14 protein-coding genes are annotated in these 21,951 nt (G+C 39.9%); 1 reads left to right on the top strand and 13 read right to left on the bottom strand.

Annotated features, from left to right (window positions below):
* Nucleotides 1-113 precede the first annotated feature (113 nt).
* The 9 genes from ACIQXP_RS04620 to ACIQXP_RS04580 all read right to left on the bottom strand — a co-directional run bounded on the left by ACIQXP_RS04620 (nt 114) and on the right by ACIQXP_RS04580 (nt 17,761).
* Nucleotides 114-4,238, bottom strand: coding sequence for a two-component regulator propeller domain-containing protein (locus tag ACIQXP_RS04620; RefSeq protein ID WP_387504645.1), 4,125 nt, complete (start codon nt 4,236-4,238; stop codon nt 114-116).
* A gap of 243 nt (nt 4,239-4,481) precedes the next feature.
* A complete protein-coding gene (locus ACIQXP_RS04615; RefSeq protein WP_387504644.1) occupies nt 4,482-5,555 on the bottom strand; it encodes an alpha/beta hydrolase family protein in 1,074 nt (357 codons plus the stop codon).
* Nucleotides 5,555-7,537 carry a TlpA family protein disulfide reductase gene (locus tag ACIQXP_RS04610; protein ID WP_387504643.1) on the bottom strand — a complete coding sequence of 661 codons (1,983 nt, stop codon included), beginning with the start codon at nt 7,535-7,537 and terminating at the stop codon, nt 5,555-5,557. The genes ACIQXP_RS04615 and ACIQXP_RS04610 overlap by 1 nt, the downstream gene beginning before the upstream one ends.
* 361 nt (nt 7,538-7,898) lie before the next feature.
* A complete protein-coding gene (locus ACIQXP_RS04605; RefSeq protein ID WP_387504642.1) occupies nt 7,899-9,296 on the bottom strand; it encodes a RagB/SusD family nutrient uptake outer membrane protein in 1,398 nt (465 codons plus the stop codon).
* 12 nt (nt 9,297-9,308) lie between these two features.
* Nucleotides 9,309-12,899: a SusC/RagA family TonB-linked outer membrane protein gene (locus tag ACIQXP_RS04600; RefSeq protein ID WP_387504641.1), complete on the bottom strand. Its 3,591-nt coding sequence runs from the start codon at nt 12,897-12,899 to the stop codon at nt 9,309-9,311.
* 42 nt (nt 12,900-12,941) lie between these two features.
* Nucleotides 12,942-13,961, bottom strand: a complete 1,020-nt coding sequence (locus ACIQXP_RS04595) for a FecR family protein (protein WP_293742449.1) — start codon at nt 13,959-13,961, stop codon at nt 12,942-12,944.
* Between the two features lie 150 nt (nt 13,962-14,111).
* On the bottom strand, nt 14,112-14,723 hold the full coding sequence (locus ACIQXP_RS04590) for an RNA polymerase sigma factor (RefSeq protein WP_293742448.1): 612 nt from the start codon (nt 14,721-14,723) through the stop codon (nt 14,112-14,114).
* Between the two features lie 367 nt (nt 14,724-15,090).
* A complete protein-coding gene (locus ACIQXP_RS04585) occupies nt 15,091-15,522 on the bottom strand; it encodes a hypothetical protein (RefSeq protein ID WP_293742447.1) in 432 nt (143 codons plus the stop codon).
* Between the two features lie 205 nt (nt 15,523-15,727).
* A complete protein-coding gene (locus tag ACIQXP_RS04580) occupies nt 15,728-17,761 on the bottom strand; it encodes an NPCBM/NEW2 domain-containing protein (RefSeq protein WP_387504640.1) in 2,034 nt (677 codons plus the stop codon).
* 339 nt (nt 17,762-18,100) lie between these two features.
* Between ACIQXP_RS04580 and ACIQXP_RS04575 the strand changes: the two genes are divergently transcribed.
* Entirely contained in the window at nt 18,101-19,180 is a 1,080-nt protein-coding gene (locus ACIQXP_RS04575) for an AI-2E family transporter (protein ID WP_387504639.1), read from the top strand.
* 209 nt (nt 19,181-19,389) lie between these two features.
* Here the strand turns inward: ACIQXP_RS04575 and ACIQXP_RS04570 are convergent, their stop codons facing one another.
* The 4 genes from ACIQXP_RS04570 to ACIQXP_RS04555 all read right to left on the bottom strand — a co-directional run bounded on the left by ACIQXP_RS04570 (nt 19,390) and on the right by ACIQXP_RS04555 (nt 21,760).
* Nucleotides 19,390-19,653 carry an alpha/beta hydrolase family protein gene (locus ACIQXP_RS04570; protein ID WP_293742444.1) on the bottom strand — a complete coding sequence of 88 codons (264 nt, stop codon included), beginning with the start codon at nt 19,651-19,653 and terminating at the stop codon, nt 19,390-19,392.
* A 578-nt stretch (nt 19,654-20,231) separates the two neighbouring features.
* Nucleotides 20,232-20,771 (bottom strand): hypothetical protein, encoded by a 540-nt coding sequence (locus ACIQXP_RS04565; RefSeq protein WP_387504637.1) that lies wholly within the window; start codon nt 20,769-20,771, stop codon nt 20,232-20,234.
* 63 nt (nt 20,772-20,834) lie between these two features.
* Nucleotides 20,835-21,464: an XAC2610-related protein gene (locus tag ACIQXP_RS04560; protein WP_391527739.1), complete on the bottom strand. Its 630-nt coding sequence runs from the start codon at nt 21,462-21,464 to the stop codon at nt 20,835-20,837.
* Complete coding sequence (locus tag ACIQXP_RS04555) at nt 21,437-21,760, bottom strand: hypothetical protein (protein WP_387504635.1); 324 nt, start codon at nt 21,758-21,760, stop codon at nt 21,437-21,439. Before ACIQXP_RS04555 ends, ACIQXP_RS04560 begins: the two co-directional genes overlap by 28 nt.
* Between the last annotated feature and the right edge of the window lie 191 nt (nt 21,761-21,951).

Genomic DNA, 21,951 nt, shown 5'->3' with positions numbered 1-21,951 from the left:
TATCGTTATATTTTGGAAAAAAAACCATTAGTTATCCAAACCTGTATCAATTGTAGATAGATAAAAGTCTGAAAAAAAATTGCGAATTAAATGAATCCTAATGAGACATGTGCTTAACTTTTAGCACGTTTGTTGCCAATAATGGGATTTAAATGCTGGTTTTCAACATATTTCCCCCGGTATTTACGAATAAAGTCAGAGGGATTCATTCCAAAAAGCTTATTGAACTGCTCGCGAAAATACCTGAGATCCTGAAAGCCGATTTGATAGGCTATTTCTTTAACCTGCATTTCCGTCTGGATCATTAGTTCAGCACCTTTCCTCAGCCTGATATACCTGATAAATTCTATACTGGAAAGCCCCGATATAGATTTGATTTTTCTGGAAAGCGTGGTGCGCGTCATGCACATTTCTTCGGTAAAAATTTTCATCGAAAATTCTTCATCCTCCAGATGGGCCTCTACAACTGCAATGCATTTTGATAGAAAAGCACCAAACTCTTCAGGAATTTTAAGGGTATTATTTCTTAATGTAATTTCGTTGAAAAAATATTTTTTTAATGTGCTTCTTCCTTTTAAAATACTTTTTATTCTGGCTATTAACAAATCACTTTCAAAAGGTTTGGTAATATAATCCTCTGCTCCGCATTCAATCCCTTTTAATTTAATCTCGGGAGAAGTACTGCCGGTGAGCAGAATTACAGGAATATGGCTAAAAGAGGGCGATTCTTTTATCTTTGAGCAGAACTCCATGCCGGTGGTGCCGCGCATGATCACATCACATACGATCAGATCAGGTTCATTTTCCAGAACGATTTCAAATCCTCGTTGAGTGTTGTCAGCTTCAAAAATAATAAAGGTATCTTCCAAAATTTCGCGGATGTAATTCCGCATTTCGTCATCATCATCAATTAAAAGCAAAACCGGCTTTTCGCTAATTATATCACTCATCAGGCCCATTACATGCGCATCTGCTTTTGGCTGATTCTGATCTACCTGATTGCTGCTATCGATCATCAATTCTTTCAGCATGGGGTTTAAGCTTCTTTTAACATTAGGTAGCTCTGGTTTTATAGCACCTGCAGCTTCAACAGTTTTAGGCAGGCTCACATAAAAAACTGTTCCTTTTCCAATTTCACTGGTATAAATTAGATCTCCGTGATGTAATTCCACATATTTTTTGGCGAGGTAAAGTCCTATCCCAAATCCACTTTCTGAAGCAGATTCCTGACCATCTTGCGGCAATCTGTAAAACTTTTTAAATAGCTTGTCACCGGTATCTTTTGGTATACCACGACCTGTATCTGCAATGATAATCTGAATATCCGTATCTGTTTCTTTCAAGGTCAGACTGACAGATCCATGCGGAGAGGTGTATTTTATTGCGTTAGAAAGAATATTAAATAAGATCAGTTCCAGCTTTTCACGATCGGCAAGAATGTTAGTTATGACATCTGGACTCTTGAATTGATAATTGATATCTTTGGATTTGACCTGGTTGATGAAACATAGAAAAACCTCATGGCAAGTCTCCTTAATATCGATAAGCTGGGGCTGAAAGGCCAAAATTTCATCGTCGGTGCTACGAAAAAGCAACAATTGATCAACAAGACTCAACATTCGCTGGGCATTTCGATATACTGTACTAAGGTCTACCAGCTCCGGGTTATCTCCGTTTACCTGCAATAACTTTTTGACTGGATTAACAATTAAAGTAATTGGTGTCCTCAATTCATGCGAAATATTTGTAAAAAACTCAATTTTTTTATCAGTGAGCTCTCTTTCAAATTTAATATCATATTTAAGTTTTGTCTGCTTTTTTTGATAATGGTAATAGGCATAAATAACTAAGAAGCATAAGATCAGATAAATGATATACGCCCACCATGTTCTGTACCATGGCGGAAAAACCGTAATATCAATCACCCGCTCCTGCTTATTCCAGATCCCAGATGCGTTGGTGGATTTAATTTTGAGCCGGTAATGCCCTTCGTTTAAATGAGAATAGTTTACCGTTCGTTGTGCATTAACATAATTCCATGCTTTGTCTCTTCCTTCAAGAAAGTAAGCATACTTTATTTTTTCGGGTAATGAGTATTCCAGCGCTACATAATCAACCGATAATACGGCTTTATTATATGGCAACTCGAGTTTACTGACAGTATGTAAATTATTGGCACCAGATACAAACTCGCTTCTGGTATCAATAGTGGTATTGGAAACCCTCAACTCAGATAACAGCAACGGAGGAAAATCATGAGATTCCACTAAACTATCGGGAGAAAATATATTAAATCCTTTGATGCCGCCAAACATGAGCTCGCCCGTACTGAGATGGGCAGAAGCATTAAAGTAAAACTGATTTGATTGCAAGCCATCTGCTGCATAAAAATTTTGAATTTTACCCGTCTTTGGATTTATTTTTGATAAGCCATTGCAAGTGCTGGTCCATATATTTCCTTTAGCATCTTCCTCTATATTAAGTACCTTATTATTGCATAAACCATTAACTTCCGTATAGTTTAAGAACTTATTTTTCAAAACATCATAACACATCAGCCCACGTCCATAAGTTCCAATCCATAACATCCCAGATCGTGCTTTATAGATCGATCTGACTGCTGTACCTAAATGAATTGTTTTATCTATCCCTTTATTTTTATTGGCATGTAAAAGGCTATTAAAACTCCCAAGCCATAAATTTTCCTTATCATCATCGGTGATGGTAATAATATCCTCATTTACAGAAAACGGGGCGGGCATAAAAGTATGCAGAACATCATTATAGATGAATAAGGCATTCTTTTCTTTCCCATTTTCTACTCCGCGAAGTACCGTCGCCCACAGCTGGACCTTTTGGTCGTTATATAGTTTCCAAACGCAATTAAATTTGTTTCTTGACTGAAACGGAACAGCCTCAAATTTATGGCTTTCTGCATTGTATTTAGCTACACCGTGCCGGTATGTTGCCAGGTATATTTCATTTTGGTGATTAACCACACTGGTGATGCAATTGTCATTTAAATCTCCGCTTTGATAGGTAAAATTTTTAAATGAATTGGTTTTTCTCATCCATAAACTAAGTCCTCCACCATCTGTCCCGATCCAGATATCCTTATTTTTATCTTCACAAAATGAAAACGTAAAATTATTAGCCAGGCTGTTTGTCTTGTAAGGAATTTTAGCATAGGTTCGGAATTTGTGTTTTTTTGCGTCTAGAATATCAATCCCCCCTCTAAAAGTGCCGATCCATTTTCTCGATTGCTCATCTTCAAAAAAAGTGTATAAATTATTGCTGGATAAAGAGAAGCCATCATCATGCTTTTTAAATATAGCATAACTTCCATCTACATTGATTTTGATGATCCCTTCCCCATCAGTCATTACCCACAGGATGTTTTTACGATCCAGAAAGCAATTGGTAATTTTAGCATTATTTACCTCTGTTTCTTTGGCAATAAATTTAGCATATTCGCCTTTACTGATCTGATAATGGTATAATCCTGAAGTGGTCCCCACCCATAGCCATCCCCTACCATCGTTCTGAATGGATACAACAGGTTGCTGAGGTTTATATACTTGTACAAAAGCCTTTTGTATTTCATCATATCTGCATAAACCGAATTTATCAGTTGCAACCCAAAGGTTATTTCTATCACTCAGGTCGATGGCGTTTACTGAGTAGTTAAATGTTTTATTGTGGTAGTTTAAAACAGGGATTTGTACAGCTTCCTTTGATCCGGAGTTGAAGAATAAGCATCCGGAAACATCCGTTCCCACAAACAGATTTCCTTTCTGATCTTTTTTAATATCATTTATCCAATTATTTACAGGCAATTTCCTACCCGCGAAATTTTTAAATGTAACGTTTGAGAATTTTAAAGTCTTATGATCTAAGACAGCCAATCCTGCTTGGGTACCTACCCATATATTTCCGTAGTGATCATCATTTAACGCCATAATGATATCGTTAGGAAGCGAATTCGGATTCCCGAACCGGTGCCTGAATATATCAAATTTATATCCATCATATCGGTTTAACCCATCTAAGGTGCCAAACCACATGAATCCCAATTTGTCTTTAAAGATGGTGGTAACTGTATTATTTGATAAGCCCTGTTCGATTCCGAGGTTAGAAAACTGCTGCGCTGGCGCGTTTAATGGATTTAGATAAGAAAGCGTAAAGAAAACACCGTATATAATAAGCTTAGCGATCTCTTTACGCATTATTCTTTTCATTGATATGATTAAACGATAAGCTAGAAAATAAAAAGAAATACCTTAAATCATAGCTGTTTGGAGATTAAAGATACAATTATTTATTATCGGATGGTAATAATTCAATCAGAAGGTCTTATAAACCGTAGAAATCAACCCTATTTAAAATCGGTTCCAGTAGCCACCTCCATAGCCTTTTTAATTTAAATTTAAAAAAATAAGGCCGGCGCAATCCTGCTCACCGACCTATAATCATTAACTAATCTAAAATTTTTTCTTCAGCCAATTGACCATGAGCTTCATGGCTACATCTGAAAAGCCGGTTTTGATCGTAGGAATTTCAGCCTGGTTACAGGTAACACAGGGTAAAAACAAATGATTTAAATTGGGGATCAGCACCGTTTCTACATCGGTATTTCCACCCTGCCGCGAATATTCTTTCCAATGCAACAGGTTTTCTTTTCCGGCCACCATGAAGTCACGGTCACCATTTAAAGCCAATACAGGCACCTTAATCTGTGCAAGTGTTTTTACCGCATGATATTGAATAAAAAAGCGGTACCATGAACTGGTAGCCATTTTCACATAACTGTATACGGGAAAGCGGAAGTGATCAAAAGGTTGGTTTAACGTTTTGAAATAAGCATCATCTTTTACCTTCCACAGGTTATAGGTTTCATTTAATTTTGCCTCCATATTGGCTGAGTCTGCATACTTGTAGGCCGTTTGAAACATCAGTTCATTGATCTGATTAGAACGGGCTTTGTCGTAATCGGGAAGTTGCGAGTTTGCAACCAAATCTCTATTCTGTCGAATCAAGGCATCTAATCCGTTTGAAGCTAAACCGGCAATACTGATCAGAAAAGCTACATGTTTACTTTTTGCCGCTGCAATGCTGATGGCCATGCCCCCTTCACTATGCCCCAGCAAACCGATCTTTTTGGCTTTAATTTCTTTACGGCCGCGTAGATAGCCTACCGCAGCAAGGGCGTCATTAGCAAAATCGAGTGTAGTAGCCTGCTCGTAAACACCGCTGGTTTTTCCAACGCCCCGATCATCAAGCCGGAGTACAGCATAACCGTTTTTGGATAACCCGTCTGCGATATCGAGAAAAATCTTGTGCCCACCCATCGTACCATTACGATCTTGTTTTCCCGTACCCGAAACGATTACAATAGCCGTAAATGGTCCCTTACCCGACGGAATGGTTAAGGTGCCACCGTAAGTGATGCTGTCTTTTGCCGAACTAAAGATTACGTCTTCTGAACGATAACTTTGCGCATATGTAAAATGACCACATAACAATAGCACAATTAAGGAGATGATTTTTCTTTCCATTAGTTTGCGCTTTTGGTCAGTTCAATCAGGCTTGAAATTTCATCGGCCAGGGCCGTCGCGCTCCCTCCGTATCCAATGGAAATAAACCTTAAATAGCCGTTTCGATCAATAATCAGCTTTTGCGGAATACCCGAAATAGTGAAGGTCTTGGCCACACGACTGAATACTTCATCATTGGTTTTAGCACCTTCGGTTTGGTTATCAAACAAAACCTTAAAAGGATATTGATTATCTTTGATGTATTTAGCTACTTCTGCCTGGAAGCCAGCTTTATATTCTTCAGTATCCACAAAAAGAAAAACCACATCCGGATCGTTTTTATACTTCTCTACGGCCAGTTTCATACCGGGGAAAGAAGCTTTACAGGGTACACACCAGGTGGCCCAAAAGTCCATTACAACCGTTTTTCCCTTAAGCCCGGCCAGGGTAACCGTATTTCCTTTCAGATCTTTCATGCTCCATGCAGGCATTTCCTTTTTAATCATCCTGGCTTTTAGTTCTTCATGATTTTTCTGCAAATCTGCAGGATTTTTAAGTGATTCTACGTAAGCTTCAAAACCGGAAGCTGATTTTTTCCGTTTGATGTATAAAGCTTTGAGCATGGTCGTCATTTCAGTAGAACTTTGATTTTCGAACATGCTTTTGATCAGCAGTTTTTCGAGTTCAGCACTTTTACCCAGTTTTTGAAGGGCAATGGCCTGCTCATTATTGATCGCAGCCTGCTTATAATGCTGAATTTGTTGGGCCTCTTGTGTAATGCGAAGCGCCTGAGCATAAAGACCAGCCTTATTTAGTAAACCAGCGTATACCCTTGACACATTAAGTACAAAAAGCCGCTGATATTCTTTCTGCCATTCTATTGGCGAGAGGTAAGCCATACTTTCCGGCTGATGCATTTTGAAGTATTCAAATCTTTTCACCAAAAGATCTGAATATTCCTTTAAACGGTTCAGATTTCCTTTGTCATAAGGGATCTGGATCAGCTTATAATATACATTTGGCAGGGATTCGAACGTTAAAGAATCTACATAATGCGCTACTTCATTGCCGTTCGGATGTTGCATGGCACCAAACACCATGATATTTTGATAAACCATGCCATAACTGATGCGATTCTGGGCATCTATTTCCGGGCTGCTTTGATATTCGGGGAAATCTTCCAGAAACCTTTCTGAGGCAGCCAAAATTGTAGCGATATCACGGCTTTGTCCAATCTTTTTATAGGCAGCTATTCGGGCGAGGCTTCCTTTTGGAAAACGTTGCGCCCAGACTTTTTCAATAGAATCAGCCAGATTTTTATCATTTAAAAGATATTGTGCTATCCGGCGTCCGTTGAACAAGTCCAGTTCACTAGCCTCAGGCCTTTTCAAGTAAGCCATTACCCGCTGTAAACGCGGCGTTGCACTTTCTTTATAAGTGTTTTTTAAGGCTGAAGCGTAGAGATAAGCCAGCATAGACTTTGATGGCTGGTTGTAACTGATTTCCTGGTTAAGCCAATGATAGGTAGCAGAATCGCTGATGCCTTCAAATTTGATATAATTCGGGATATCCATGCCATATTTTGGTGAACGGGCCATGCCCCAACCGGCATAGCCACCCGGAGCAATCAGCCCTTTACGCTTAGCGTCAGATAACATCACAAAATAGCCCTGGTCCCTATTGTTATCGGTAAGTTCTCCGGAAGTAAATTTAAAACCCAAAAAACCACAATCTGCGGACACATTAAAGGTGGCCCTCCAAAGATTTTGAACGCTTTCCAATTTTAGGTCAGCAGCTTTCCATTTGTAATTAATATACTGGTAAACAACTGCACTTACCTGCTTTTTACCCGATAATACGGTCTGCGAAGCATCGTAAGTAATGGTTAAGGCCTTACCACTTTCAGGCCTTTCAGGAAATACCTTAAACGCTGCCGGAGATTGCGCAAAAACAGCAAGGGAGAACGCCAGTAAAATGTGCAGAAACAAGATTTTTTTTAACATGTTTTTAATTAAGTGAGATTTTACTATGGGTATAAATGTCATCCTGAGGGATAATTTATTTTATAAAAATTAATATAAATGACAGTAGGTTTTAATGGAAATAAATCTTTTTGAGGATCGTCATTGCGAGAAGGCTTTTTCAGCCGACAGCCTGCCCCGACTTTACGGGGAAGCAATCTTTATAGCAAGAATCTCTAGCATGATAGATTGCTTCGTCGTTTCTCCTCGCAATGACGCCCTTTTTTGGATGCTGTCAATGGTAGCTTGTCGAAAGACGCAATTTTAATTTTTATAAGGCGTTTCGACAGGCTCAACATGACAAATCAGATTTAAAATTACATCCTCATATCATTTATAATAATTATGGATTGGGTTCCAGTTCAGGGTTTAATGAACGGAAATATTCAGCAATTGGAAATACATATTGGTTACTGTTTGGTGCCAGCGTATACGTGGTGCCGTTAAATACACGTGTGTAAGTTCGCTGAAAATTCGTTTGATTAGTTAACCTGCGCATATCCCACCAGCGAAGCGAAATACCAAAAAATTCACGTCGGCGCTCATCAATCACCTTGTTCAGGGCGTCATTCGCATCAGTAGCCGTTAAGGGTGTATAATCTGCAGTTTTAAATCTTTTAACCCGAAGGTTGTTTACCGAGATCATTGCATTGGTCGCATCATTGGCACGTGCATAAGCTTCAGCACGGATCAGCATCATCTCCGGCACAGAAGGCCCTTCATTACGGGTCTCTCCTATCGCACGTTCTTTGGTGTAAACCCTGCCAGTCAAGCTGGGGGATATGGTTGCTGCCGGCGTGGTAAAGAACGCGTAACGCTGATCTTTAGTACCTAGTAAATTGAACCACTCGTCACTAGGTTTTAATACAGTAGGAAAAAAGTTCAAAGAACTGTTAACCGGTACCTTGGATAACAGAATTTCAGGATCTGTGATTCTTCTGGGGTAATTTGCACTGCTCACAGTTGTGATCGTTGACAAATCGTTCAGGGTACTTCTCAATTTAAGGGCTTCATCAGCATATTTGCCAGCATTTGCATAATCGTTCATCATCAGGTAACAACGGGCCAGTTCGCCATAGGCCGAAGCTTTTGAAGGAAGGGTATTATAGGCTTGCGTTTCTGGAAGCGCCGGGAGTGCTTTAGTAAGGTCACTAATGATCTGGTTATACACCTCCTGTACAGAGGCACGGTTTAGCTTCTGACTCAGGGTTTGTACCAGGATTAAGGGTACACCCAAATCAGTTCCTGCAGTTGCGGCATTGTAGGGTTTGGCATAGGTATTTACCAGGTTCAGGTAAGTATCTGCGCGGTGTACCAGTGCCTCAGCGGTTAAAGCATCTTTTTCCGCCTGAGTGCCGTCGCTGCCGGGCAATTCATTAATGATGGTATTACAGTTCAAAACATTATTGTACAGACGGATCCAGTTTGGATCTTGTTCAATATTTGATCCTAAAGGATAAATCACCGGCTGCCAGGTATAGCTGGCTACAAGATAATTGTAATTCAGCGATCCTGAAAGTGCTGTTTGTTGCGCCGCATCATTGAGATTGATATCCGACGAAGCGAAATCAGACAGGTTAGCTACCGTTTCAAAATTAGAAGTATTGTTTAACAGATAACGGTAATTGATGGTTTGATTGGGTACCAGCTGTCCCTGGGTTTTAATATCAACAAACTTCTTACATCCGGCCAATGTGGCAGTAGCTAAAAGAAAAGTAAGGATTTTATATTTTGGATTCATTATCGTTGTTGGTTAAAAGTTCACATTAAGGGATAAGTTATAAGATAACGGTGAAGGAAGTCCCAATGTAGAGGAATTTAAACTGCCTGCAAAATCAGGATCAAGGCCTTCTTTGTTGGCCTTCCAAATTAAACCTAGATTTCTTACCGAGAAGCCCACATCGGCAGCCCTCATAAATTTTAATTTTTCTACCGGAATCTGGTAACTCAGGGATAACTCACGCAATCGGATATAATCACCCTTTAATACGTTAATGTCTGATTGCTGATAGCGCAATAAACTGGTTGGTGCGAAAGCACCTGCTGCACCTGGTACATTGGTAAAGGCCTCATCACCTGCTTTGGTCCAACGTCTGGTGATATCTTCATGCAGATCATACTTGGTACCCTGGCGGGAAGAAGGATAGGCAGAAATGGTTGGGCGCATGAAAACGTTGCCAAATTGGTAAGTAGCTACCGCCATTAAGGTAAATGCTTTGTACCGGAATGAGGTATTAAAACTACCAAAATATGGTGGGGTTTTACGGCCCGCATAGGCTAAGGCATCAATAGAGGTTACATTCTGATTGGCGGCAACCTTGTTTCCATTCTGGTCGTATACCTGTGTTAATCCGTTGGCATCTAATCCAGCATTGCGGAACACAAATATTTTATCCGATGCATAACCATCTAAAGGAACCCCGCCGAATGCCGGGTTAGAAAAAAAGGAAGAATTGACAACAAAACGCGTATCGGTTATCTTGTTTGTATTATAGGCAAAATTCAGCCCGGCGTTCCACTCATAATCTTTCTCGCGGATCATAGTGCCATTCAGGCTAAATTCCATACCATGCCCCGATAAAGAAGCGGTGTTTCTAAAAATACTGGTAAAACCATAGGTTCCGTTAATCGGGAACTCGTAAAACAGGTCTTTCCCCCTTTTGCTGTACACATCTACCGAACCCGACAAACGGTTATCCCATAACGCAAAATCAATTCCTAAGTTGGCCACATTTGTTTTCTCCCATCTTAACTCCGGATTGGCAGGTGCTATAATACTGGCATTCGGTAAGCCGGTAGCAACATCGCCAGAACCTAAACTGATCCAGGTAAAGGGATAAGTGTTTGTGGAGATATTTCCATTTACGCCATAAGTTGCGCGCAAACTCAAGCTGCTTAGCCAATTTTCATGTTGTAAAAAGGATTCTTTTTTGGCATCCCATTTTAAACCGGAAGACCAAAGCGGCGTAGCACGGAATTTACGATCTACCCCAAAGTTATTGTAATCATCATAACGCACACTTCCTGAAAGGGTATATTTTCCTTTATAGGTATAGGCAGCGTTACTGTAGTAGGAAAGGTACCTTCTTACCTTATCCTGTTGTGTTGGATTACCTGCCAAGCCCTGGTTAAAACCCTGAACGGTGGCATAAGGTGTAAAGAAATTTACCGCTCTGGAAATCCCGTTTCCGGTATTGTAACCATAAAGCACATTTGTTCCCTGCCCTGCTTTGGTTTGACGGATCTCAGAACCGGCAATCATGGTTAATTGGTGATCATTGCCCAAAGTACGGTCGTAGTTTAACTGCCCTCTTAAGGTATAGTTGTTATTACTACCATTGATATTGCTTAAGATCCCACTACCAGGTGCCAGTCCTATGCTGTTTGCCGCTCTGCCTGAAGTAGGTATCGGGGTGTAGGTGTTTACCAAATTGCGGTAATAAAAAGTTGATTCGTTATAATAGTTTTTGGTATAACCAAAGCTCCTTTCATTGGCAAAAAGAGCATTTGCAGATAAACCTTTAAAGATGGGGACATTCAGGTTCAGGTTGAAATTATAATTGTTTTCATTTTGTGAGTTGTCTACATTATCCATCTCATCAAGAACGTTGTATTTCCAGTTCAGGAAACCCTGGTTTTGCAGGTTCTCTACCCAGCCGGCGTAATAAGCGGTAGAATAAGCCACGCGGTTGCCGTTGGCATCTACGAATTGATTATAAGGCATAAAGGTACTGGCCGATGGCGAGAGCAGGTTGGTAAGGCTTACTGCACCGGTTTTATATTTAAAAAAGGAGGCCCTGAAATTTGCAGATAATGTGGCTACTTTAAACAATTTGAAATTATTGTTCATTGCTAAAGTTAAACGCTGGCCTTCAGTCCCTTTAGTATAAGGATTTTCTTTACTGTAAGAAGCAGAATAGAAATAATCACTGCTCTTACCTCCGCCACTTACCGAAAGGTTGTATTGCTGGTTATTTGAAGGACGCAAAAGGTAATTATCTATTTGCGAACGGTTATCTCTGGCGCTCAGGCGGCCGATGGCTGCATCATAGGCGGCTTGAGTAATCGTTCCGGCTTTTAATTTAAAAGTCAGGTCGGTTGCTTCAGCAACAGGGCCACTTAAAGCAGAGGTTGCACTGGGCGCAAAAATTAAATTTTTGGCCACTAAGTCTTGCTCATAAGCAATTGTCTGTGCAGCATTCATCATTTTGAGGTAACCCAAATCCGGACGATTGGCTATGGCAGCCGTCATAGAGAAACTGATGGTTGGTGCCTGCGCGGTTTTACCTTTTTTTGTGGTAATTACAATTACCCCATTTGCAGCACGTGTTCCCCATATAGAAGCTGCCGCAGCATCTTTCAAAAACGAAATATTGGCAATATCATTTGGGTTGATAGTTGCTAAATCTAATTCCATAATGGCACCATCTACTACTACCAGCGGAAAGCTTTCTCCTTTAAGGGTATTATTGCCCCTGATTTCCATGTTGTAATCAGCCCTACCTAATGCGCGGGTTGAAGAATTGATCCCTTGCTGCGTAGTCCCATAAGTAAACATGTTGTCAGAGTTTAAGGTAACCTTTAATCCAGGCACCAGTGATTCTAAACGCTGTACCACGTTCGGGGTAGGGATTTTTTTCAGGTCTTCTGCCGTTACTCCAGATGCTGCTCCGGTTGACCGCTCTTTAGGTAAAACCTGGTAACCATTGGAAACGATGTTTACATCCTGCAATTGATTGCCTCCCGCAGGCGTAAGCGATACGTTGAGATTTGCGGTATTGGTTGTTACCGGTAAGTTACTGGTTTGGTAACCCAGATAAGAAAAACTAACAGACGTAGTCGTATTTGGTACAAAAATCGAATACTTTCCGTTTCCGTCGGTAGTAACTGCCCTGTTAGATCCGTTGGATTTGATGGTAACGCCAGGCAGCGGATTACTGTTTTCATCCGTAACCTGTCCGGAGATGTAAAATTCGTTACTGCTGTTGTTGCTTGCGCTTCCCTCAGGCAGGTTAGTCTGGGCATTTATGCCAAGGCCTTTTGCGTCTCGGCTCACAATGGTATAATTTCCCTCGCTTACATAAAGGAATAATAAATTGTTAGGATATAATACATTTTTTAGCGCTTCATCTACCGATTTGGCCTTCAAACTTGCCGTAGATGCTGTTCTTCCCTGTACAATACTGTGTTCGTAAGCAAACTTGGTTTTGTATTTTTTCGAAATGGCATCAAGTGCCTGTTGCAGGCTGATTTGCTGATCTTGCGCAGCCGCATGGAATGCAGCACCAAAAGCCAGCAATACCACCAGTAGAAAATAAAGGGGTCTGGTAAAGTTTTTGTTCATGTTTGATTAGTTTGGTTGTTTGTTGATAATATGGGCCGGCATTTATCTGCGTCTGAGATAAATAACCTTGCCTTGTTTTTGGATATTTACATTTAAAATATGGCTCAGGGTAAAGAGCAAGCCCTCTTCGCTTTTGATTGAGATGCTGCCATCAATCTTTTTCTCACCAAGTGCCGGATCATCCAGAATCACCCGGTACCCATAAACATCTTCGAAATTTCGCAGGATTTCGTTAACCGTGGTTTGGTTAACGATTAAACGACCATCTGTCCAGGCTGATTGCTGTAACGAACCTCGTTTTTCTACCGTTAGCAAACCGTTGCGACTATTTACCTGTACCACATTGCCAGGAAACATCTGGTAATGCTGTCCGGTTTTTACAGCCCGTACCCGCACACTACCTTCAACCAGGGCAACATGAGCCATACCACGTCTTTCCTTTATATTAAACGTGGTACCTAAAACCTGCACTTCTATAGTCCTGGTCTCTGCCTTAAATAATTCGCCGGCTTTGATATGAGCGGTGTTATGATTGAGGTGTTTGACTTTGAAATAGGCTTCCCCCTCCAGTTTAACTGCCCTGTTTTCTTTCCACGCATAAGCCCGTGGATAACTCAAGGTAGAGTTGGCATTTAAAATCACCTCAGAACCATCTGGCAGCGCAATCTTTTTTTGTTCACCAAAAGCCGTATGAATACTCACGGTAGAATTCAGGAACCAGCCGATAAATAATGCCACGATTAAACTGGCGGCCAGCCCTCCTGCCCAAAAGTATTTTTGCCTGCTGATTTTTATTTTTCTTTGTCCCTTTGCGATAGACTGATGAATGGCTGTTAACAGGTTTTCTTCTAAATGGATAGAAGTTTTAAAAGGCTTTGGACTGAGCATTAGTCGCAGCTGCAATTCCGCATCCGAAAATGCATCAAGGTTTTGCGGTTGTGCCTTCTGCCAGTTTTCCCAGAAAAGCCTATCTTCTGGCAGCTGATATTTTACATAACGCAAAAAACCGGGATTTTCTAAAAAATCGCTTGTTGTAAAGGTAGTATAGTTGTGTTTGGTCATAAAACAGTGTGACCAATGATGGCCATACGATTATACAAACAAGAAAGAAAAGGAAATTACCCCATGGAAATTAAATTATTTTAAAAATATTTTCCATAGGTAAAGAATGGCTTGGCAGCGTTATAAATAAAGGCCATCTGATTACTTCACTTAGATATGCCATTTATGGAGCTTGTTTAATTCCAGTAATAACAATACCAATGAGGTCTTATCTACTTTCATAATCTCGCGCAAAGCATCTAATGCCCTTGCACTAAGCTTGTAGGTACCCTTGGTAGTCAGATCCATAATTTCTGCAATCTGGCTATAATCCAGTTCTTCAAAATATTTGAGGTAAATAATTTCTTTTTGCCTGGGTGTTAGCTGATTCATGGCTGCTGCCAGTTGTACAGCCTTTTGGTTCATTTCCTCTTTGCGGATATAGGCAGATTCCAGGGTGAAGTTTAAATCAAAAAGATATTCGTCGCTTGCTTCCACTTTCTCGTATTTCGATTCCTTTGTCCGGTGGTTAACGATGGTATTGCGAAGGGCAGCGAGCAGATAATAGCGGATTTGCGTTGTTGGATTGAGTGTTTTTCGGTTTTCCCAAAGTTTAACGAAAAGGTTGTGCAGACAATCTTTCACCTCATCTTCCTGACGGAGCATGCGCATTCCATATTGGTATAATGACTGAAAATGCACCTTATAGATTTGATCCAGGGCATCTTCCTCGCCATTAAGTAAGCGGGACCAAAGGGCAGTATCCGAAAGTTCAGGATTCAAGTTTGACTGTTGATAACCAAAGATACAACTCCTTTGTAAAAAAGGAATTTAAGAGGGAATTCTTTTTTGGCGAGTGTAACTCCCAGAAACAACGTGCTCATTATTTATTCAGCACTTGACATGTTAAAAGCCAGTTGATGATTTTAGTTATAATCCACACAATAAGCATTTAAAATTTATGCTCAACTTTACCTTATGCATAATCGTAAATATCATGTACGTTTATTTACTTAAATCCAGCATCAATGAACTTTACAGCTGAGTTTTAAGGCGTATTTTTATCCTTAACAAAATAATAGTCACAGTATAGCCACTTGAGACCACGTTGGGCGATGTTTATCAAAGGCTTATGTATATTTTAATGTTGCTATTCCACATTTCCTTTATAGACCACCTGATCTTTAAGGTAGAGAATTGATTTCTTCGCATCATAACGGTAAGTACCATTTCCATAAATCAAATCTCCAGTTTTATTTAAAAGTACGGAGTGCTGATCATCATCTGGCAGAAACAACTCTACTTTAGCCTGGTCATCACTTATCAGCACAAAAGCGCTGATCACCTCCCTGTCCTTTTCATTAGCTACCGGATTTAATCGAAAACCAACATTGAAAATTTGTATACAATCATTTTTCAATTTGCTCCAGGTATATCCGGCTGAGCCTATACATCCATGCCCGTCCTGATCAGCTCCGACATTTACTGTATCTTGCTTACCTTTCTGTTCCGATTTGCCGGCTCTTCCTCCACAGGCCAAGAATAACATCATTCCAATGGCTACTATCGCTAATCTGTTCATATCAATTAGTTTAGATTCCTGACATAAACAATAAATATGCCATCTAAAATCTTATTTCCTCAAGAAACGCCGATTATAGGCAAGATCGCAACCGCAGCAGCACCAATAACAACTCATGAATGGAGTTAATTTTTAGCGTAAACAGATGCCAAACAAAATGAGAAATTGTTTTAATTACGTTTGGCATCTGATAGAGCGCCAGATTTTATTTTAAGGCTGAGAACTTGTACAATAATACCCCATGTGCCGGCACTTTTAGCTTTATTTTTGAGGTGTTAGCATCTCCTGTAGCTATTTGCTTCTGTCTCCATAAATCTCTTACGCTAAAACGACCTTTTAACCCCAATTTTTTAAAATCTGCATAATCCATATCTACAGGCTCTGTTCCGAAATTGCAGAAACCAACAGCCTTTCCCCCGTCTTCCAGCTCTTTAACGTAAATCCTTAAATCGCCAATAATTTGCAAACAAACGCCCTGTTTCCCAAGCGGATCCTGATTAATCTCAATTACCTCGTCATTGGTAAGCAGGTTTAGGGTGAAATCATCCAGTTTTTCCATATCACATCCTATTAATAAAGGCGCTGCAAACATGCTCCATAAGCTGATGTGTAAATATTGTTCATCTGGTTTTAACTTGCTTGGGTGAGGATTTCCCCAACCAACCTGGTCCACTACCAGCATATCAGGATCGTTCCAGTTGCCTGGTTTGGCGTAAGGGGCCGCCTGATCTTGTGCCAGCGCAATACTTTTCACGCTAGACCAGGTGTCGGTAATATCGTTAGTCGTTCTCCAGGCACTTCCATGTACCGAATCGCCCCATTTCCAAACATCAGACATGCCGTACTGGCATAAACTAAAAACAATATCCCTCGGCTGCGCACGTAAATAATCTCCCATCATTTGAAATGGTTTTACAGCGGTATTTAATTTTTCGCCACCTTTATAAGATAGCGACGAAACTTTATACGGGTCATTATCCGGCAAACCATCAATTACGTTACCATAGCTGCACCAGTCATACTTTAGGTAATCAAAACCCCATTCGGCATAGCTTTTGGCATCGTTTTTTTCATAACCGTAACTACCGGCACAGCCTCCGCAAGTCCATGGTCCGGGACTAGAATACAAACCGATTTTCAACCCCAGATGATGTACATAATCAGCAAGACCTTTCATGTCCGGAAATCTCTTGTTGGTTATGATATTTCCTGCCTCATCGCGGAATTTACCCTGTAAGTCAGGGTCTTTTGAATCGCGGCTGTTTTGCCAAAAGTCGTCAATGTTGATGTAAGTCCAGCCGTGATTAATCAACCCACTCTTTACCATAGCATCAGCAGCACGTTTTATTTTATCTGCAGATACCTCATGGGCAAAACAGTTCCAGCTGTTCCAGCCCATTGGAGGCGTTAAGGCAATGCGATCGCCACATACTATTTTGAATTTTCGTTCGGCCGTACCCTTAGCATTTTTCGCCTTTAAGGTAACCAGATAGGTTCCTGCTTGAGTAATTTTACCGGTAATCATACCATTTTTGTTGTCGATTTTCAATCCTTTAGGCAAATTCAAAGCGGCAAAAGTCAAAGGTCTTTCGCCTGTTGCCGTAACCCGATGCTGGAACGGGGATCCGGGCCGCACACCAAATACTTTTGCTCCGGTAAATTTGGGAAAAGCTGCTGGTTTTGGCGTTAGTATATAAAGGGTAGAAGAAATTGGATTATACGTTTTGAAAGTGTTTACCCCTATTGCCTCAAACTTAGCATCTGCCCAGTTTACATGATCGTAATAATCGCCATTACCTCCATCTGTAACCATAAGTTCTAATTTGTTTATCCCTTCCAGGTTAACCTGACATAATTTAGCTTCCTCTCCTACTTTCATTATACCACTGCTCCAGAGTCGCTTACCGTCGCCCATAACCATAAATTCGGCTGCTGGTTGTTGTCCTTTCACTTCATCATCAATGCCCACCATGGCAGAAAAGGATTTTGCTTTTCCATCTAGAATAACAGTTAACAGGCTGGTTGCATGGCTTCCGAAACCTCTTTCGAAGGTTTTGCCTGCTATACTCATTGTTCTGCCATCAATGGTTTTGTTTTTTCTGGGGGTTCCATATCCCTGGGTAGCACTGCTTAAGTCTAACTCATCTAACCACACGGTTTTAATAGAAGATTGAGCAATGGCCAAAAAACTTAACATGACAAAGCTGATGCTAAGCATTAGGTGTTCTATTAATTTCATGATGATTTCGAAATAAGTTTGTTTATCAGTGTGCAATAAATATTTGGTTTAAGCATTAATGTATATGCCTATGGTAAATCTAACTACCGTAACAACAAATTTAGTTGGGCGAGGTATAGCAATAGGGTACACTTGTATGGTTAACTTACAATAATGTTAATTAACGGGTTTATCCATCAGCGCTGCACACGGTATTTCGTTTTCAGGCATATCATATCCGGTTTGTGGTTTGAATCAGCAAATGTAACATTTACTTTGTGAAAGGAGTATTTGAATTGGCGGCATAAACTTTACAGCTGCAGTCAAACATTTTTGTATTAAACAGGGTTAGTTTGATACATGAACATTAAATCAAATAACGGAATCTTTAGGACGGTTACCTCAATTATCCTCTACACGGCCGGACTTATCATTCTGCTCTGGTTTCTATTAAAAATTCTAAGCATTGTGCTTCTGGGTATTTTTGCTATCGTTTTAGGACTAATCATTAATGCTCCGGTAAGCCGGCTTGAAAAAAAAGGGATGAAGCGCTGGCTGGCTAGTTTGATTGTGTTTTTTATCATTTTTGGTATTACGGCATTGCTTGGCTGGATGGTGGTTCCACACATGAGCGATCAGCTGGATGTTTTGATCGGTAACCTGCCAAAGTATTATGCCAGCGTATCGGGTTACCTGGATTCGTTGTTACGCAAATTTCCTGAACTGAGGAAAGAAATGAGTGAGGGAGGCTCGTCCATTTCTTCAGCTATACCTTCTATTGGTAACACCGTAATGGGAATTGGAAACTTTTCGTTTTCGATTCTGGGAGGTATTTTTGTATTCATTGTTTTTGTATGCATGGTTGTATTTTTTGTAGGAAATCCCAAACCTATCATCGAGCTTTATCTAACTGTATTTCCGGTAAAACAAAGGGAAAAAGCAGAAAATGCAATAAAACACACTTCGGTAATGCTTGTCGGCTGGATGAAGTCTAATCTCATTGGCGGCGCTATTGAGGCGGTATTGGTATATGGTTTTCTAACCTTAATGAGCGTTCCGGGTGCGTTGGTATGGGCTGCACTGGCTTTCTTTTCTGAACTTGTTCCAAAAATCGGATTTTATATCATGGCGATTCCCCCTACCCTGGTTGCACTCTCCGTGAGCCCGGCAACCGCACTTTGGTGCCTGGTATTCTTTTTATTATTGAATGAACTGATTTCAGATTTTTTGATGCCGAAACTTCGCTCCTCAACCATGAACATCCACCCGATGTCGTCTCTGTTTCTGCTATTGGCCATGGGAACGGCTTTTGGATTAACAGGGGCATTACTGTCTACACCACTTGCAGCCATTATCAAAGCCTATTATGAAGAATTCTATTTACGGCAGTTTCCGGAAGATCCGCAATTGGAGCGACGGACCAATGATATCGTTTATTGATGATTGCATTTAAGCAGCATGGTGCGCAAATGTTACGGCGTAAGGAATGTTCTTATGGCGAAGACCTGGCCAGCTTACTCATCTTATGGATGGGTAGCTATCTATGATAGAAAGATGTGTCGCATAACCTTCGGTTAGTTTTCGCGACATATTTATTATAAATTGATGACAGGGTCTGATTTACCAAAAATTATTTGACCAAATTCACATCAAAGCCTTTCCGGTTTTTTTAAGTGATCTACAAAATAATTACTGATCAAACCGCTGTAGTAATCGCCACTGATCTCATGAACATTACCTGGCAGGATCATTAAGTCAAATCTTTTATTATTTTTAATCAGGGCATTGGCTAGGCTCATGGTGTTTGCGGAATGTACATTACTATCCATATAGCCGGTCATCAGTAAGATCCGGCCTTTCAATTTTGTCAACACTATAATAGTTGCTGCACTGCTGCTAAACGAAGCGTGCAATTTACCTGGCGAATCTACCGTAGTAGGTTTGGTTTGCTCAAGCCCCTGATACGTTTCAGTCCAGAATTTTCCGTAGATGTTATTGTCACGATTGCAAAATGGTAGCGATATTGGCCCTTACTTTTGAAGATGGTCACACTCAAAGCACATTGATCTTGTTCATCTACCTGGTAATTCCCAATAAGGTCGTAGGGCAACGATGGGATAGTTTTATTGGTTTGGGTTAACCGTATGGGATATACTTTTTTCGAAGACAAATTTCCCATTTGCCATTAAAATCACCCTTGGTAAACTTGCCGGTAATTTTTGCCCTTTTTACGTTTAGGTAATCAAGCTCGTAAACAGTAACAATACCATTAATCACTTCCCCTGCAAGCCTGATTTCTGCGCCTATGTTCTCGTAATAGTAAAAACCGCTCAGCTTTCCTTTGGTATTTTTTAAGCTGAAAACAACACCAATTTTACGCCCTAATTTACCAGTGAAGTTGCCGTTAAAGCTTTGTAAATTAGTTGCTGATACAATATCTGCAAAAACAATAAAACCTAGAAACAGCAGGCAGGGAAAATGATTTTCATATTTAATTCCTTTCTTTAAATTCCACCCAATCTTTAAGCATGTAGACAGATGTAGGTTTAATATCAGACTCCTTAATCAAATGCACTTCTACAAAAGCGCCGGTTTTCTTAATATATTTAATTTTGGTATTCTGCATGGCTCCAGACGAATAGTAAGCACCAAACTTACATCTGTAAGGATTATTTTTTACGTCAGAAGTAAAAACAGAGAATAAGATCATCTTTCTGGAGTTGGTATCTGGTTTTTCGTAACCAAAAATTCGATAATCTGCCCTAATATTTTCATAAACAGTAAGCGAGCTGTCGCTGAGGTTGATCATTGCCTTTTGAAAAAACGTCTCATTCATTTGGGTGTCTTTGTCATTTCTAATGGCATCTTTTTTTTCTGTTTTTTTAGCAGGGATGCGATCTTGTTTAACCACAGTTACGCCATCCTTTTTAGATTTTAAAGTATCTGTTGTTGTATTTACTATCTCCGTATTTGGCGTATTTCGGCAACCCAAAAATGTAACTATTATTAATGCAGTTATGATACCTTTCATTCTGTTTAAGCTATTTTTTATGTAGTTATCCATTCGGCTGTATAGATTGACAATGCTCCGTATTTATCCTCTTTTTTTATAATCCCTCACTTTCACCAACCTGGCATTTTCGATTTTGCATTCCTCATAATGCGTATAAGTATCGTTTTCATAAACACGTTCTGCTTTCTGTAATAAGAGTTTTCCGTTTTGCCAGCGATAATACATCTTTGCTTCATTCCCGTTACCATCTGCATCATATTTATAAATTTGTTTTTTAACATCCAAATCATCTAAAGTTTTGTTTTTAATAAAGCTTTTACGTGTTACATCGTATACGAAATACTCATAGCCATAATCTCCTTTTATTCTATCCGGATAAAAAACAGGCAATTTTATATCCAGATAACCATCGAAATTTACATCTTCCAGTTCCACCTTATCTTTAACTAAATCATATTTATCAAAATCATGAAGTATCCATCCGGAATTTTTATTGGCATTAATTTTCAGGGAGAGCAAGGTGAAATAGCCCACCGAATTTTCAGTCATCGAATCCTCGTCAGGCTTGGTCTTCGACATGATAAAATCGAAGCCAAGTGGATTAAAAGCCGGCAAATTTTCGCGACATTGCGACTTGATGTCCAGCGTTTTTTCTCTATCCGGTTTTTTGCCCCAGCTACCCGCTAAGGCCTTTTGCAAGATATAAGCCATTTTGAAATAACCTGTAGTTTCATTTTTTTTGATTTAGCGTTATATGCACTTTCTTTGAGGAACATTTCGTCATCTTTTAAAGTGCCCTCCAGATAGAGCTTGCTACCGTAACCATTTTTGATATAGTAATATTCTCCAAAAATACTGTCATTATAGCTGTTTAAACTCAGTTTCATTTCTATTGGGTATTTACCAATATTACCTGTAAAATTTAGATTAGCAGTCAACTTTGCTTTTTGTGCATTGGCCCGACCAAAAATCATTGCCAGTATCACTATAAGTATTGTTTTCGCCATACTATTTATAGTCTTTATTATTTCGCCCTGATCTACTGCTCGGCCAGATGATCGCTACGGCAACAAGAGGTACGATGAAAATTTAATATATTTTTATAGCGCTGTATCTCCTGCGCACTGGAAATAAAAGTATAAAAATAATATGATATCGGATATTAGCCTGGAAAGACAGTTTAGAATAATTGTAGCCA

This window comes from Pedobacter suwonensis, from assembly GCF_044762335.1.
In the GTDB taxonomy this organism is placed as follows: Bacteria; Bacteroidota; Bacteroidia; order Sphingobacteriales; family Sphingobacteriaceae; genus Pedobacter.
The sequence above is the reverse complement of the archived record's forward strand: the minus strand, read 5'-3'. Positions and strand labels throughout refer to the sequence as shown.

Bases quoted from the DNA above. Each gene is read 5' to 3' on its own strand.
- ACIQXP_RS04620 (WP_387504645.1), bottom strand. From the start codon at position 4,238: ATGAAAAGAATAATGCGTAAAGAGATCGCTAAGCTTATTATATACGGT.
- ACIQXP_RS04615 (WP_387504644.1), bottom strand. From the start codon at position 5,555: ATGGAAAGAAAAATCATCTCCTTAATTGTGCTATTGTTATGTGGTCAT.
- ACIQXP_RS04610 (WP_387504643.1), bottom strand. From the start codon at position 7,537: ATGTTAAAAAAAATCTTGTTTCTGCACATTTTACTGGCGTTCTCCCTT.
- ACIQXP_RS04605 (WP_387504642.1), bottom strand. From the start codon at position 9,296: ATGAATCCAAAATATAAAATCCTTACTTTTCTTTTAGCTACTGCCACA.
- ACIQXP_RS04600 (WP_387504641.1), bottom strand. From the start codon at position 12,899: ATGAACAAAAACTTTACCAGACCCCTTTATTTTCTACTGGTGGTATTG.
- ACIQXP_RS04595 (WP_293742449.1), bottom strand. From the start codon at position 13,961: ATGACCAAACACAACTATACTACCTTTACAACAAGCGATTTTTTAGAA.
- ACIQXP_RS04585 (WP_293742447.1), bottom strand. From the start codon at position 15,522: ATGAACAGATTAGCGATAGTAGCCATTGGAATGATGTTATTCTTGGCC.
- ACIQXP_RS04580 (WP_387504640.1), bottom strand. From the start codon at position 17,761: ATGAAATTAATAGAACACCTAATGCTTAGCATCAGCTTTGTCATGTTA.
- ACIQXP_RS04575 (WP_387504639.1), top strand. From the start codon at position 18,101: ATGAACATTAAATCAAATAACGGAATCTTTAGGACGGTTACCTCAATT.
- ACIQXP_RS04565 (WP_387504637.1), bottom strand. From the start codon at position 20,771: ATGAAAGGTATCATAACTGCATTAATAATAGTTACATTTTTGGGTTGC.
- ACIQXP_RS04560 (WP_391527739.1), bottom strand. From the start codon at position 21,464: ATGGCTTATATCTTGCAAAAGGCCTTAGCGGGTAGCTGGGGCAAAAAA.
- ACIQXP_RS04555 (WP_387504635.1), bottom strand. From the start codon at position 21,760: ATGGCGAAAACAATACTTATAGTGATACTGGCAATGATTTTTGGTCGG.